Annotated in this window: 13 protein-coding genes and 1 pseudogene; 9 read left to right on the forward strand and 5 right to left on the reverse strand. The window is 69.0% G+C overall.

From position 1 onward, the window contains the following. Nucleotides 1-10: 10 nt before the first annotated feature. The 3 genes from AC4OXY_RS11810 to AC4OXY_RS11820 all read right to left on the reverse strand — a co-directional run bounded on the left by AC4OXY_RS11810 (nucleotide 11) and on the right by AC4OXY_RS11820 (nucleotide 3,163). On the reverse strand, nucleotides 11-1,249 hold the full coding sequence (locus tag AC4OXY_RS11810) for an IS256 family transposase (RefSeq protein WP_491993882.1): 1,239 nt from the start codon (nucleotides 1,247-1,249) through the stop codon (nucleotides 11-13). A 613-nt stretch (nucleotides 1,250-1,862) separates the two neighbouring features. Further along, nucleotides 1,863-2,879, reverse strand: a complete 1,017-nt coding sequence (locus AC4OXY_RS11815; protein ID WP_491993883.1) for an alpha/beta hydrolase — start codon at nucleotides 2,877-2,879, stop codon at nucleotides 1,863-1,865. A gap of 41 nt (nucleotides 2,880-2,920) precedes the next feature. Beyond that, nucleotides 2,921-3,163 (reverse strand): hypothetical protein, encoded by a 243-nt coding sequence (locus tag AC4OXY_RS11820; RefSeq protein WP_376288370.1) that lies wholly within the window; start codon nucleotides 3,161-3,163, stop codon nucleotides 2,921-2,923. A 1-nt stretch (nucleotide 3,164) separates the two neighbouring features. Here AC4OXY_RS11820 and AC4OXY_RS11825 point away from each other — a divergent pair, with 1 nt between their 5' ends. The 5 genes from AC4OXY_RS11825 (at nucleotide 3,165) to AC4OXY_RS11845 (ending at nucleotide 8,847) form a co-directional block, all read left to right on the forward strand. Beyond that, complete coding sequence (locus tag AC4OXY_RS11825; RefSeq protein WP_491993884.1) at nucleotides 3,165-3,998, forward strand: alpha/beta fold hydrolase; 834 nt, start codon at nucleotides 3,165-3,167, stop codon at nucleotides 3,996-3,998. A gap of 19 nt (nucleotides 3,999-4,017) precedes the next feature. Then, nucleotides 4,018-4,923: an alpha/beta fold hydrolase gene (locus AC4OXY_RS11830; protein ID WP_491993885.1), complete on the forward strand. Its 906-nt coding sequence runs from the start codon at nucleotides 4,018-4,020 to the stop codon at nucleotides 4,921-4,923. Then, entirely contained in the window at nucleotides 4,920-6,446 is a 1,527-nt protein-coding gene (locus AC4OXY_RS11835; protein WP_402065245.1) for an FAD-dependent oxidoreductase, read from the forward strand. The genes AC4OXY_RS11830 and AC4OXY_RS11835 overlap by 4 nt, the downstream gene beginning before the upstream one ends. A 441-nt stretch (nucleotides 6,447-6,887) precedes the next feature. Then, the gene (locus AC4OXY_RS11840) at nucleotides 6,888-7,232 is read left to right on the forward strand and encodes a DoxX family protein (protein ID WP_356037226.1); all 345 of its coding nucleotides are present in this window, start codon (nucleotides 6,888-6,890) and stop codon (nucleotides 7,230-7,232) included. A gap of 265 nt (nucleotides 7,233-7,497) precedes the next feature. Further along, nucleotides 7,498-8,847, forward strand: a complete 1,350-nt coding sequence (locus tag AC4OXY_RS11845; RefSeq protein ID WP_491993886.1) for a ferredoxin reductase family protein — start codon at nucleotides 7,498-7,500, stop codon at nucleotides 8,845-8,847. A gap of 131 nt (nucleotides 8,848-8,978) precedes the next feature. Here AC4OXY_RS11845 and AC4OXY_RS11850 read toward each other — a convergent pair whose 3' ends face one another. Continuing rightward, nucleotides 8,979-9,605 (reverse strand): TetR/AcrR family transcriptional regulator C-terminal domain-containing protein, encoded by a 627-nt coding sequence (locus AC4OXY_RS11850; protein WP_356037232.1) that lies wholly within the window; start codon nucleotides 9,603-9,605, stop codon nucleotides 8,979-8,981. A 177-nt stretch (nucleotides 9,606-9,782) separates the two neighbouring features. Between AC4OXY_RS11850 and AC4OXY_RS11855 the strand changes: the two are divergent. From AC4OXY_RS11855 to AC4OXY_RS11865, 3 genes and pseudogenes are all read left to right on the forward strand, one after another. Then, nucleotides 9,783-10,088: pseudogene (locus AC4OXY_RS11855) on the forward strand (transposase); the annotation flags it as partial. Between the two features lie 645 nt (nucleotides 10,089-10,733). Continuing rightward, the gene (locus tag AC4OXY_RS11860; RefSeq protein ID WP_491993887.1) at nucleotides 10,734-11,330 is read left to right on the forward strand and encodes a hypothetical protein; all 597 of its coding nucleotides are present in this window, start codon (nucleotides 10,734-10,736) and stop codon (nucleotides 11,328-11,330) included. Nucleotides 11,331-11,450: 120 nt separating this feature from the next. After that, nucleotides 11,451-12,221 (forward strand): transposase, encoded by a 771-nt coding sequence (locus AC4OXY_RS11865; protein ID WP_491993888.1) that lies wholly within the window; start codon nucleotides 11,451-11,453, stop codon nucleotides 12,219-12,221. Between the two features lie 170 nt (nucleotides 12,222-12,391). Here the strand turns inward: AC4OXY_RS11865 and AC4OXY_RS11870 are convergent, their stop codons facing one another. Continuing rightward, entirely contained in the window at nucleotides 12,392-12,751 is a 360-nt protein-coding gene (locus tag AC4OXY_RS11870; protein WP_491994819.1) for a winged helix-turn-helix transcriptional regulator, read from the reverse strand. Nucleotides 12,752-12,922: 171 nt separating this feature from the next. On the opposite strand from AC4OXY_RS11870, the gene AC4OXY_RS11875 reads away from it, so the two are divergent. After that, a complete protein-coding gene (locus tag AC4OXY_RS11875) occupies nucleotides 12,923-14,503 on the forward strand; it encodes an MFS transporter (protein WP_491993889.1) in 1,581 nt (526 codons plus the stop codon). Nucleotides 14,504-14,602 lie beyond the last annotated feature (99 nt).

Raw genomic sequence — 14,602 nt, forward strand, 5'->3', positions numbered from 1 at the left:
CGCTTTGAGGCTATGCGGTGAGTTCGGTGGGCAGGACGGTCTCGTCGGTTTCTGACTCGATCGGGTGTAGACGGGTCTTGGCGAGGAGCTCGCGGCCCATGTAGCGGCGGGCCTCGGTCCACTCGTCGTTCTGCTCGGCCAGGACCGCGCCGACCAGGCGGATCAGCGCGGTGCGGTCGGGGAAGATGCCGACCACGTCGGTGCGGCGACGGATTTCCTTGTTGAGCCGTTCCTGGGGATTGTTCGACCAGATCTGCCGCCAGATCTCGCGCGGGAACCCGGTGAATGCCAGCACGTCGCCCTGAGCGCCGTCCAAGTGGGCTGCGGCCTTGGGGAACTTGGCTTCCAGAGCGTCCAGGACGTGCCGCATCTGGGCCTGGACGGCGTCGGTGTCGGGTTGTTCGAAGACGGTCCGCAGCAGCGTGGCCACCCAGGGCTGGGCCGACTTGGGCACCTGGCTCAGCAACGCGCGGGCGTAGTGAGTACGGCATCGCTGCCAGCTCGCGCCGGGCAGGGTGGCGCCGATCGCGTTGACCAGGCCCATGTGCGCATCCGAGATGACCAGTTGGACGCCGGACAGGCCGCGGGCGGTCAGGGAGCGCAGGAAGGCGAGCCAGCCGGCGCCGTCCTCGGCGGTGGCGACGTCGATGCCGAGGATCTCACAGTGCCCGTCGGCGTTGACGCCGACCGCGATCAGCGCGTGGACGTTGATGATGCGGCCGCCCTCGCGGACCTTCTGGGTCAGCGCGTCGACCCAGACAAACGCATACGGCCCGGCGTCCAGGGGTCGGTTACGGAATGCGGCGACCTGCTCGTCCAGATGCCGGGCCATCGAGCTGACCTGCGACTTCGACAGCTGGGTCACGCCGAGGGACTCGGCGAGCTTCTCGACCCGGCGGGTGGACACTCCCAGCAGGTAGGCGGTCGCGACCACTGAGACGAGAGCCTGCTCGGCCCGGCGACGGCGTTCCAGGAGCCAGTGCGGGAAGTAACTGCCCTGACGCAGCTTGGGGACGGCCAGTTCGACGGTGCCGGCGCGGGTGTCCCACTCGCGCGGGCGGTAGCCGTTGCGGTGATTGACTCGCTCGTCGCTGACCTGCCCGTACTCGGCATTGCAGAGAGCGTCGGCCTGGGCGGACATGAGCGCGTCGGCGAACGTTTTGACCATCGCGCGCAGCAGATCAGGACTCGCCGCGGCGAGGTTGTCCTCGGCGAGGGCGTGCAGGGGCAGACTGTCTGGTGCGGTCATCGTGCTGATCTCCTTCGAGCTTCGACACCTCGAAGATCAGCCGGTGGCCGCTCGTCTATGCGGGCCTCACCCCGATGCCGGAGCAAACCCCGGATCAGGTCGAACCCGTACACCATCTCCATGGACGCAACCCATGACCTGGGGCGTTGCCAAGGGGTAACCGCATGGACACGTACGATGAGGAATGGGCAGGAGCATCGACGCTTGGGTCGAGGACCAGCTGGCCGCCTCGCCCGAGTGGGGCCCGAGAAGTACGCCAGCATCCGACGACGGTTGGAGGACAGCCCACCCGCTGTTGCCGCTGAGGAGGCCCAAGCGGATGGCACCTTCCCGCTCGGGCAGCTAGCGCGTCAGTGAGTGATCGGTGATGCAGCCGTCACCGCCGACGGCTCCGGGCGCGGCCAGGCACGCCGACCCCGTCGCCGCCCCAGCTGGTGCCGGTGGGGCAGGTCGCGGGGACGCCGGATGCCGGAGCGCCGGCCGTACCGCCCCCGCCGAGGGTGTCCCTGAATTCGGGTGTCGCCCGGCGCACCCTGGCCGCCCTTGGCGGCCGTGTTCGGGGGCTGTCGCCACGCGCGCAGTCGCCGAGGCTGGTTCGGCATGTCCGGGGCGGTCAGGGTTTTGCCAGGGCAGTTCGCAGAGCGTCGAGGGCGGCAGTGCGGAAAGCGGTCATTGAAGGTGCTTTGCCGTCGAGCAAGGCATCAGCACCGTGGTACATGCCTGGTTCGAGCCGCAGTTCGCAGGCGACGCCGGCCTCGCTCAGGCGTCGGGCGTAGTCGACGTCTTCGTCGTGGAACAGGTCGAGGTCGCCCACACCGATCCATGCGGGCGGCAGCCCTTCGAGGTTCTTACGCCTTGCCGCCGCAATGTAGGGGCGATCGTCGCGGTCCTGTGGCGGGCGGCCGAGGTAGGAGGTCCAGGCGAAGCGGTTGGAGTCCGGGGTCCACGTATAGATGGCGCTGTTGGGAGGGTCGACGCGTAGAGCCGTGCGGTCGTCGAGCATGGGGTAGAGGAGCAGTTGGAACCGGACCGGCACTCTTGAATCGTGGGCGCGCTGGACTACGGCGGCGGCGAGTCCGCCTCCGGCGCTTTCGCCGCCGACGGCGATGCGGGCGGGATCGATGCCGAGGGCGGCGGCGCTGGCGTGAAGCCAGCGGAGCGCAGCGAAGCAGTCGTCCAAAGCTGCGGGGTACGGATTTTCGGGTGCGAGGCGGTAGTCGACGCTGACGACCAGAGCGCCGAGTTCGTCGGCAACGCGGCTGCACCAGGTGTTCTCCTGCCGAGCGGCACCCATGACGGTTCCTCCGCCGTGGATCCAAAGCAGCGCTGCGCGCGGCGCTTGGCCTGATGCCTGGTAGGTGAGCACCTCGACGGGGAGGTCGTCGGTCGTGGCCGGCAGCGTGCGCCGCTCGATGCGGACGCCGGGCCTGGAGGCGGCTCCCGCCAAGGGCACGAGGCGGCGGGCGATGGCCAGAGTGATCGGGTTGCCGAAGTTCAGCGGGAGGAAGAGCACTGGGTGCCGCAGCTCGCGGGGGACTGCCGCCAGAGCGCGGCGACGTGTGCTGATCGCCGCGGCAGCGCCGAGGGTTGCTGCGGCGCCCAGGCCGCCGAGAACGCGTCGGAGTGTCATGTACTGCACACCTTTCGTTCGGGTGGTCGCGGTTCTCGGCTTCAAGCGGTGGCGCCTTGCCGGTCGGCCGCGGTTTCCAGGTCGGGCAGTGGCTGCCGGCAGATCTCGTGGGCCTCGTTGCCGGGAAGGCCGAACATCCGCAGCAGATCCTCGGCGACCTGGTCGGCCGCTTCGGGCGTCGTCGCGTCGGGGTTGTCGCGCAGGGGTCGGCCGAGGCAGAGCGCCGCACCCGCGACAAGGGCTTCCGCTTGACACGACCACCTTATCGGTAACAGTGTATCCATTATGAGTACCTGGTCTGAGCCCCAACCCGATTCCCGGTTCGTCGAGGTGGACGGCCTGCGGATCCACTACAAGCGCGCCGGGCACGGACCGGCACTCGTACTGCTGCACGGCAGCGCCTCATCCCTCCAGCACTTCGACCGCGCCACGGACCTCCTGTCGGAGTCGTTCGACGTCATCCGTCTCGACCTGCCGGCGTTCGGCCTGACGGGCCCGCGCCCGGACCGCGACTACCGCGTCCCGGCGTACGCCGCGACGGCGGCGGGCTTCGCGGAGGCGCTGGGCGTGCCGCGCTACGCGTTGGCCGGCAATTCCCTGGGCGGCAACATCGCCTGGAACATCGCGCTGGATCATCCGGAGCGGCTGACCGGCCTGGTGCTGGTCAATGCCACCGGCTACCCGGAGAAGACGGTGCCCGCGGGGATGCGCCTGACCCGCAACCCGCTGGTGCGGCCCCTGCTGAGGCGGGTAATGCCGCGCGGGGCCATCGAGCGCAACCTGCGCGAGGCCGTCGGGCCGCACTCGCAGATCGTGGACGACGCCATGGTGGACCGCGCCTACCAGCTCATGAGCCGCCCCGGCAACCGCTCGGCCTTCGTCGACTTCTGCAACACCGACCAGCCGGACCGCAGCGCGCAGATCCCCCGCATCACGGTGCCCACGCTGGTGCTGCGCAGCGCGAGCATCGACGGCCAGCACTTCGCCCACGACATCCCCGGTGCCCAGGAGCTCGTCCACCCCCACGGCGGACATCTGCTGCCGGAGGAGGAACCGCAGTGGGTCGCGGACGCGATCGCGAAGTTCCTCGGCTCCTGCACCGACACCCCCGCGAACTGAGGGCAAGGAGACCCGTTCCATGAAGTACTTCGTCGCCCCGGGCGAGGACCTCAAGCTCACCGCCGACTCGCGCACGGCGCTGCGCGGCAGTTTCATCGAGCTGTCCGACGGCGTCACCCACTACGAGCTGACGGGGCCCGAGGACGGGGACGTGGTCCTGATGGCGGGCGGTCTGACCATCCCGCTGTCCTACTGGGACGACCTCGTCAGCGAGCTGCACGCCCGCGGGCTGCGCACGCTGACCTGCAGCGCCTACGGCCGCGGCTACTCCGACCGGGTGCAGGCGCGATACGACGAGACGCTGTTCACGCGGCAGCTGGCCGAGCTGACGGACCGGCTCGGCCTGACGGCGCGGCCCCTGCACCTGGTCGGCACCTCCATGGGCGCGCTCGTCGCCATGACGTACGCGGCCCAGTACCGCTCGTCGGTGTCCACTCTCACCATCGTTGCACCCGCCGGTCTCGCGAAACCGCGGTTGGCCTCCCCCGACCGGCTGCTGCACAGCGATCTGCTGGCCGGAGTGGTCGCCCGCCGTCGCGGCCTTCAGCTGCTTCAGGGGCACCTCGGGCACAACGTCCGGGACCCCGAGCTCGGCGCGCAACTGACCGAGATGGTCCTCGGCACCCTCCGCTTCGAGGGCTCGCTGTACGCGGTCTTCGACACCCTGCAGCACCTGCCTTTGACCGGCCGTGACGACCTCTTCCGGCGGACGGGGGCACTGGGCATTCCGACGCTGCTGCTGTGGGGCGACGGGGACGACGTCACGCCGCTGGCGCACTTCGACACGGCGCGCGCTCTGCTGAAGCCCCATCACCATCACGTCATTACCAAGTGCGGACATATGGCCCCGTTCGAACGGCCTCGCGACGTCGCCGATCAGCTCGTCCCGTTCGTGTCCGCACGCGCTGAAAGGCTCGACTCATGAACAACCCGCAGACCGTCGACGTACTGATCATCGGTGCCGGCCCCTCGGGCTCCGCCTTGGCGATCGACCTCGTACGCCGTGGACTCGACGTCCGGATCGTCGACAGGTCCCCCCACGCTTTCGACGGCTCGCGCGCCAAGGGCATCCAGCCCCGCAGCCTCGAAGTCCTCGAAGACCTCGGCGCTCTCGACGACGTGCTGGCCGGCGGCGACCTCTATCCCAAGCTCGGGCTCCATGCCGGACCCCTCAGTGTGCCGTGGAAGATGTTCCCCCACCGAGAGGCAACTCCGGACGTCCCGTACCCGAACACCTGGCTGATCCCGCAGTTCCGCACGGACCGCGCCCTGCACGCCCGGCTCAGCGAGCTCGGCCGCGAGGTCGAGTTCAACAAGGAACTGACCGAGCTGACGCAGGACGAGGACGCGGTGCTCGCCAAGGTGGTGGGCGCGGACGGGGTCGAGGAGGTCGTCGCCCGCTATGCCGTGGGGGCCGACGGCGGCTCCAGTGCGGTGCGCAAGCAGCTCGACATCGGTTTCGCCGGGACGACGGACGAGTCCGACCGCGTGCTGATCGTGGATGCCTCCGTCAGTGGCCTGGCCCGCAACCGCTGGCACATGTGGCCCGGCCTCGGCGGCAAGCTCATCGCCGCCTGCCCGCTCCCCGACAGCGACATGTTCCAGTGGATGGTCCGGCTCACGCCCGACGAGACGCCGCCCCAGGAGATCGGCGCCATCATCGACCGGATCCACTCCCACACCCGCAACCGGCACATCCAGCTGCACGAGATCCACTGGAAGTCCGTGTTCCGGCCCAACATCCGTCTGGCGAAGCACTACGGCCGCGGACGTGTCTTCCTCGTCGGCGACGCCGCGCACGTCCACACCCCGGCCGGCGCCCAGGGCTTGAACACCGGTATGCAGGACGGCTACAACCTCGGCTGGAAGCTCGGCCAGGTCCTCGCCGGCGCCGACCCGGCCCTGCTGGGCACCTACGAGGCCGAGCGGCAGCCGATCGCCGCCGGGGTCCTGGGACTGTCCACGGAGAAGTGGGGCGGCATCGCCAAGCTCGACCCCTCCAGCATGAAACGCGGCAAGGACGAGCAGCAGCTCGCTCTGACCTACTACGGCGGCCCGCTCGCCCCCGCCGACGGCGACAGCAGCACACTGCACGTGGGCGACCGCGCCCCGGACGCCCAACTGCTCGGCGCCGACGGCGCCGAGACCCGCCTGTTCAACCTCTTCCAGGGACCGCACTTCACCGCCATCGCCTACGGCCCCGGCGCCGCCCGGGACCTCGAACTCCTCGACTGGCCGACGACGGGCGCCCAGCTGAAGCGGCTGACCGTCGGACCGGCCGCGGGCGACGGCCGGGCCTTCTCCGACCACAGGAACACGCTGCAGAGTGCCTACGGCCTGACCGGCGACACGCTGCTGCTGATCCGTCCTGACGGCTACATCGGGCACATCGCCACCCGGGATTTCCGCACCACCACACAAGCCGCCGTGCGGGCGATGACGCCGTAGAGAAGAAGCCGCACCATGTCCCAGCCGAGCCACACCTCCCCCGGTCCGGGGGCCACCGAATGAGCCGCATCCTGCTGCGCGGGGCGCACGTCATCACGATGACGCCGACCGGACGCCGAGGTCGTCGACTTCTCCGACCGCGTCGTCATCAGCCAGCCTGCGCCGGACGGCTGTTGCGCGACGCCCTGGAGCACCATCCCGAGCGTGATCTGGGGCGGAGCCGACGTCACGGCCAGCGAGCAGGAGGAACTCCCCGGCTCCGGGCCGGGGGCGGGGCACGCTGCGCGCAGGAGTGGACGGTCGTCGACAAGCCCCGACCTGATCGACCAAATCGCCCGTCTGGTCGCCGAGCGATGCGCCCGGCGGCAACTCGACCGCGCCCGACCCATCCAATAACAGCCTCGTGACGCCGCCACGACGCCGACACCCTGGAAGTACCTCATGATCCTCACCATCACCCTCGCCTGCCTCATCGCCCTGATCTTCGGGGCAATCGGAGTGCTCAACACACTCGCATTGCCGAAGGCACGCGAGCTTGCCGCCGAGACCGGCTTCTCCGTCGCCGCCTACCGCCGCATCGGCGTGCTGCAACTGGCAGGAGTCGCCGGCGTGGCGCTGGGCCTCGCCGTGCCGCCGCTCGGCGGCCTCGCGGGGGCCGGGCTTCTCCTGCTGCTCGCCGGAGCTGTGGTCGTACACCTGCGCAAGGGCGACCCGGTTGCCAAACTCGTGCCCGCCGCCGTGTGCGCGGTGCTTGTCGCCTCATACCTCGCGGCCTTGTTCGCCTGAAGCGCTGCGGATCGAGTCCACGCCTCCACGGATGGGCAGCTCCGGCAGTTTCGCCCTGAAAGCAATGCTGCCCCGCGCTGCCGGCCCCCGGGCATCCGAATACACCACTGGACCCAAACCAGATAATCGGCTACAGTGTAGCCAATATTAAGGTGGCAGGAAACGCAGCCACCTGGGCCCGCTGGCGCTCAAGCCGCGACCGCACGGTCCGCCCGACTTCACCGGCGCCCCTTCGTCCACCGTGCCGACCCCCGAGGGGTAGACGATGCCCGTCCTGATCGTGATAGCGATCTACGCTGTCCGAATCGCGCGCGCCCCCTTGGACGCGCGCCTGAAAAAGCGCCACGTCGGACCCCTGTCGGTCACGACCGGAGCGGTCATGCTCTACCTGGCCTGGGACTGGCTCAGGCCCGAGAGCCTCAGCGCTGTCTATTTCGTCGGCGAGTTCGCCGGCGTCCTGTCCGCCTACCTGATGTCCTGCACCCTGGTACTGGCCACCCGCCTGATGTGGTTGGAGCAGTGGTTCGGCGGCCTGGACCGCATGTACCGTCAGCACAAGCTGTACGCCGTATGGTCCATGCTCCTGCTCACCCCCCACCTGCTCCTCCATTTCTTCTCCAAGTTCGACGGGAGCCAGTACGGCTACGCCCACCGGACCGCGTCGGTAGGGATGGGCCATCTCCTCGGCGCCGTCTCCGCCATCGGCCTGCTGCTGCTCGTCCTCATCTCACTGGGCCAGGTCGGCCGCATCCTCCGACTGCCCTACGAGCGCTGGCTGTTCCTGCATCGCCTCACCGGCCTGCTGCTCCTGTCGGCGCTGTTGCACGGCTGGTTCCTCGACCTCATCATCAACGGATCCACGCCCCTCCTGGCGATCTACGTCACCATGGCCACCATCGGCATGACCGCCTACGCCTACGACGAACTGGTGCTACGGCACAGGGAACCCCGGGCTGACTACACCATCGACCGGGTCGAGCGGCCGACACCCGACATCCTCGACCTCACCCTCACGCCCACCGGCGAGACGGCGCTTCCCGTGACAGGAGGCCAGTTCGTCTACCTGCGGGTCGGCGGCTGGCACGAACACCCCTTCAGCGTCGCCGGAACGCAGGACGACGGCTCGGTACGCCTCACCATCCGTGCCCTGGGCCGCGGTACACGCGGCCTCTACACGGACGTGAGCGAAGGACACCCCGCAACCCTCAAGGGTCCTTACGGCATGTTCGACCACACCCTCGGCGGACCCCGGCAGATATGGATCGCCGGCGGCATCGGTATCGCGCCCTTCCTCGGCTGGCTCACCCACCCCGGTGCAGCGCCGGCCCAAACCGACCTCTTCTACTGCGCCCCCACCGCCGAAGACGCACCGTTCCTCCCGGAACTCACCGCAGCGGCAGCACACCGCCCCGAGTTCCGGCTCCACCCGACGTTCAGCCGCAGCCACGGCCGTCTGACCGCCGAACGAATCCAGGCCGAGGCCGGACCGATCACCCCCGACACGCACGTCTTCCTCTGCGGCCCCGCCTCCATGATCGAAAACCTCACCCGCGCCCTCCAGCGCCAGGGCATCCCCCGCCAGCATCTCCACGCCGAACACTTCGCCTTCCGCTGACGAACCGCCGACCACACGGGTCACAACAGCTGTGGGCCTGACCATCCGGCGACCGGTTGCCCCCAGACGCCTGTGCGCCGGCCGAGATGACTCCATAGGCGGACGGCTCAGGTTCGCACCGTCCTGGCTGGTCAGGCGTCGTCGCGCAGGTGGGCAAGCCCGCTGAGAAGGAGTTCGAGCCCGAAGGAGAACTCGTCCTCGATCGGAACGGGCATCGACCCGGCGACGGTGACCGTTGCCGGGAACAAGGCTGGATCGACGTTCTGAAAGACGGCGGACCGTTGTGCGTCCGCGAGTTGCCCGCCGCCGCCATGACCGTTGACCTGTATGGCGAATCCGAGGACGTAGCGGGCGAGGGTGGCAAAGACGTGGGCGGCCAGTCGCGGCGGGAAGCCGCTGTCGAGCAGCGCCGCGACGCAGTGCTCCCGCAGCGCCATGGCGTTCGGCCCCAGGGGTATTTCTTCGACCATCAGGCGCGCCGCGTTCCGGTGCCGGGCCAGGGCCTCGAACATGGTGTGCGCAACCGTCCGCAGCGCTTGCTGCCAGCCCATCGCGAGGAGTTCGTCGCCGTTCAGTTCCACGGCGCCGAACATGCGGTCCACGACATGGGCGACCAGCGCTGTCCGGTTGTCGAAATGCCGGTACAGCGTCGCCGTGCCCGAGCCCAGGCGCTGGGCCAGCGTCCGCATCGAGAGAGCGTCGGCCCCTTCATCGTCCACGATCTGCAGGGCGGTGGAGACGATGCGCTCCAGCGGCACGGGCGGACGCCCCGGGCCCCGACCCGATGCCGGGGTCGCTCGCGTAGGACCAGCTGCTGCCACTGAAACGTCCACCTCCTCGGTCAGCACCATAACAGCAACAGCGTATCCACTATGGAGATCGCCGGTTGGACACCGAGTGGCGGCGCTCCCTTCGATCCGCCCATCGATGACCGTTTCCGCGGCCGCCATGTGAAGCATGTCCGGTTCCCGCACGTGTACCTGGGCGCGACCTACTGCAAAGCCCGTGTCGAGCACCAGATCGTGTCGCGGGCGGTGGTGATCGCCACCGGGATCACCGAGGACGGCGGCCGCGAGGTGCTGGGAGTGATGGTCGACGACAGCGAGACAGAGGTGTTCTGGACCCAGTTCCTGGGCTCCCTGCGCGAGCGCGGCCTGGCCGGGGTCCGGCTCGTGATCGGCGACCACCACCTGGGGCCGGCCATGGCCAGCCGCAAGGTCATGCTCGGCGCGGCCAACCAGCTCAGCAGCGTCCGCGACTGCGCACCCTAGCCGCCGTGTCCGGCGGCGGACGACCCAGCGCGTTCCCCGGTCCGCCGCTGCTCGCCGCCGAGAACCCGCCACCGCCTCGCCGAGGCATGCAGCCTTCGCGCCGCCACCCCGCCGGTGCTCGCCGGGGTGGCGCGGGAGGGACCACCGCGCCCGTCGGTTCACGGCCGGGGGAGTTCCCCGGATGCGGGCGCGGATCTCGGCGAGGGCGGTCTCGCGCGAGGTGGACCGGTCGTCTGCATATGGGGCGAAACCGGTGTCGTCGCAGGTGCCCAGCTGCTCGCCTGGGATGTAGCGGGCCGCGCGCAGCACGCGGCCGCGGACCTCCTAGGTGGATTGCACTGCCTCCGGCGTGTCTCGATGGCTGGTCCTCGCAGCTGGCCGGGTGGTTGGGATACTGCGGCCACGGTGAATCGACTGGTGCACGCCCAGTCGCCTTATCTCCAGCAGCACGCCACCAATCCCGTGGACTGGTGAGAGGAGGCGATGTCAGAAGCGGTAAGGCGGGACGTACCCATCCTCCTCTCGGCGGGGTACGCATCCTGCCACTGGTTAGCTTCTGACGCCCCATCAGATGATGCCAGTGGCAGGCGCGGGAGCAACAGTCATACTCGACGTGTGACGATCACGGATGTGGACGGTGTGCTGCCAGACCCATGGGATCTGTTGGCGGGGACCGACTGGGCTTCACTCGAACATGCCCGTGGGTCGGCCGCAGGAACTCCTGCTCTGCTGGCCGGACTGTTGGCGGACGACGCCGGCACACAGGCCAGGGCTCTGCGGCACCTCGACGACCCGGTGCATCACCAGAACACGATCTACTCCGCGACCGTGCCTGCGGCAGCGTATGTGGCGGCGATCCTCGGCGACCCGCGCACGGGCACCGTTGTGGTCGACCGTGACGGCCGAGCCCTGCCGCTGCGCGCTGCCTTGCTGGACTGGGTGACGTCGGTGGCCATCGAGGTCGACAGCGAGGCAGAGGCCCACATCGCAGGCGTGGGGTTTTGCCTGGAGGAGTATCCAGAGTCCGTCCAGATCCGGGCACTGCGTCCCGGGCTCTTCCAGGCTGTCTCTGCTTTCCTCCACGCTCCGGACCTTGCCGTTCGGGAAGCGGCCATTGCTGCGGCTGTTTCGCTCCTGCGACAACCGCTCGTATCGTTTCATTGCCCGCCGTGGTCTCAAGTCCTGGGGAGAAGACACAGTGTTGCTGCCTGACGAGCAACGCTCGGATCGGTGGGCGGGCGGCTGCAGCAGCGAACCGCCCTTTTGACCGCGATCTCCACGGAGAAGAGGGTGACCACCTATCCGCGGCCGGTGTGATGCCATGATCACGCAGTGGCTGGTGTGATCACGGCGTCGGAGCCTTCCTGGATAGCCCCGTTCAGCGGACTGAGCCCGCGCGGCTTCCACAAGCTGATCACCGCGTTACGCCAGGAAGGAGCGGACCCGATACGCAAAGGCTGCCCCTGGAGTCTGCCTTTGGAAGACCGTGTGCTGCTGGTGACAACCTACTGGCGCACGAACTTGACCCTGCGGCAGCTGGCACCGCTGTTCGGCATCTCGAAGTCCGCAGCCGGCCGCATCATCGATCACCTCGGGCCGTTGCTCGCACTCCGCCCCCGCCTGCGGTTCCGCAAGGACACGGTGCTCATCGTGGACGGAACCCTGGTGCCCACGCGCGACCACACGATCGCCGAGCAGTCGAAGAACTACAGGTACTCGACCAACCACCAAGTCGTCATCGATGCCGACACCCGGCTCGCGGTCGCGGTCGGCCGGCCAGTCCCCGGCAACCGCAACGACTGCAAGGCGTCGGTGCTGTCGAGTACGAAGGCCGCCGTCGGCAGGACTACGGTCATCGCGGACGGCGGCTACCGGGGCACCGGGTTGGTCATCCCGCACCGCCGCGAACGCGGCCAGGCTGAACTCCCGGCCTGGAAGGAGGAACACAACGCCTCTCACCGCAAAGTCCGCGCCCGCATCGAGCACGCCTTCGCCCGGATGAAGGGCTGGAAGATCCTCCGCGACTGCCGCCTGAAAGGCGACGGTGTCCATCACGCCATGCTCGGCATCGCCCGTCTACACAACCACGCCCTCGTCGGATGAAGCAGCGGCCTGCACTGCACGCGACCACATCCCGGACTCACCGGTGATCATTGCGGGACAACTCTTAGGGAAGTCCCATCGTCGCAGGTCAGCGGCACTACTCGCGCACTTGATCAAGCGCTGGACACCCGCACTCGCCAAGCGCGAGGCCTAGTACTACAGTTGGAGTACTAGGTGCGGACGACGGGCAGCTCCGTATCCACATCGCGCGAACCGGCCGCCGGGAATTCGGAGTCCGCGCCCGGTTCAGCGGCACACCTCGCACGGTACCAGCGCCCCCAGGTGTCGAGTTGTTCCGCGATGCCGTCGAGGCTTCGCCCGATCTCGGTCAGCGAATACTCGACCTTCGGCGGCACCTCTCGGTATACGGTCCTTATCACCAGGCCGTCGGTCTCCATTTCACGCAACTGGCGGGTCAGCATGCGCTGCGTGATCCGGGGCAGAGCACGCTTGAGCTCGTTGAACCGCCTTGTCCCGGCCAGGAGTTCCTTGAGAATGGCGAGTTTCCATCGGCCGCCCAGAACTTCCATGGCGCTCTCGATCGCGCAGTATTCCGGCGTACCTTCCGCACGTTCCGAACCGTCGCGCACGTCTTCACCTCCACCACGGTATACACCTTGATGCTCGGTATACATCTTGATACTACGTCACATTCAAGACCGTACTTGTGCCATCCATTTGTATCCCACGATAGTGCGAGCATGACGAACAGCGAAGGCCCCGCGAAGGCCCCGGCAGAACCGGATGCCGCCGCGCGGCGGCGCAAATGGCTGGTCCTCGCGGTGGTCTCCACCAGCCTGCTGCTGTGCGGGATCGACCTGACCGTGCTGCACGCGGCGGTGCCGAGCATGTCCCTCGACCTGCATCCCAGCGGCGTCCAACTCCTGTGGATCGTCGACATCTACTCGCTCACCCTCGCCTCGCTGCTCGTCACCTGCGGCACCCTCGGTGACCGCATCGGGCGCAAACGCATGGTGCTCAGCGGCTTCGCCGTGTTCGGGCTCGCGTCGACGGCCGCCGCGTTCTCCCACTCCACGCCCCAACTGATCGCCGCCCGTGTCGCCTTGGGCATCGGGGCCGCGATGATCATGGCGTCGACCGTGGCCATCATTCGCGTCGTGTTCACCGACGACCGGGAACGCGCCATCGCGATCGGCATCTGGACCTCGGCCCACAGCGTCGGGGCGACCCTCGGCCCGCTGCTCGGCGGCCTGATCACCGAACGCTGGGGCTGGGGCGCGGTCTTCCTGGTCAACGTGCCGATCGTGCTCGTCATCCTCGTCGTGGGCGCCCGCGTGGTGCCCGAATCCCGCACCCCCTCCCCGCGCCACTGGGACATGGCGAGCGTCGCCCTGTCGATCACCGGGCTCGCGGGAGTCGTGTACGCACTGAAGCAGGCCGGAGAGCGCGTGGGCGTCGACCCGCTCATCCTGGCCGCCGCGGCCGGCGGAGCGCTGCTGCTCTTCCTCTTCGTACGCCGTCAACGGCGGCTTGCGGAACCGCTGTTGAACTTCTCGCTCTTCGCCGATCGCCGCTTCTCCACCGCGACGCTCTGCGTGATCGGCTGCTTCGGAAGCTATGTGGCGCTGCTGTTCTTCCTCACCCAGTGGTTCCAGCAGGTCGGCGGGTTCTCGCCGGTGCGGGCGGGGCTCGCCCTCATGCCGCTGGCCGCCGCGAACGCGGTGGGTGCCACGACCGCGCCCTGGGCCTCTGCCCGCTGGGGCAACCGCTGGGCACTGACCGGTTCGCTCGGCCTGTTCGCGGCGGCGGCGTTGGCCCTGGCGCTGACCGGGGACACCTCGCACTACACCCGGCTCGTACTGCCGCTCATCGCCGCCGGGCTCGGCGCGGGGGTCGTGATGACGCTGGGCGCGGACTCCATCATGGCCGCGGCCGACCCCGAGCGCTCCGGCGAGGCCGCCGCGATCCAGGAGACGTCCTTCGAGCTCGGCGCCGGGCTCGGCGTCGCCGTCCTCGGCACCGCCCTGGCGGCTACCTACCGCACCTCGCTGCCCGAGGTCCCCGGGCTGAGCCCGGGACAACAGAGCACCGCCCAGGAGTCGTTCGCCTCGGCGGAGGACGTCCTGAAGCAGCTCCCCGCCACCACCGCCACGCACCTCACCACAGCGGCCCGCCGCGCCTACGACCAGGGCTTCACCACGGTCGCAGGGGTGGCCGCGGCCGTCCTCGTCGGCACGGCGGTACTGGCCGCGACGATGTTGCGGCCGCGGGCCACGGAGCAGGCGGAGGAGCCTGAGAAGGAGGTACATGGGGCGCGTTAGGGGTGGGGGAGCGCGACGCCACGTGAGAGTGGGTTCTTGGGTATACCGGCACTATGGGGCCGTACGGACGCCGCGTAGCTGCACGCACCGTGGCGAGGG

The organism is Streptomyces sp. HUAS MG56 (assembly GCF_058673395.1).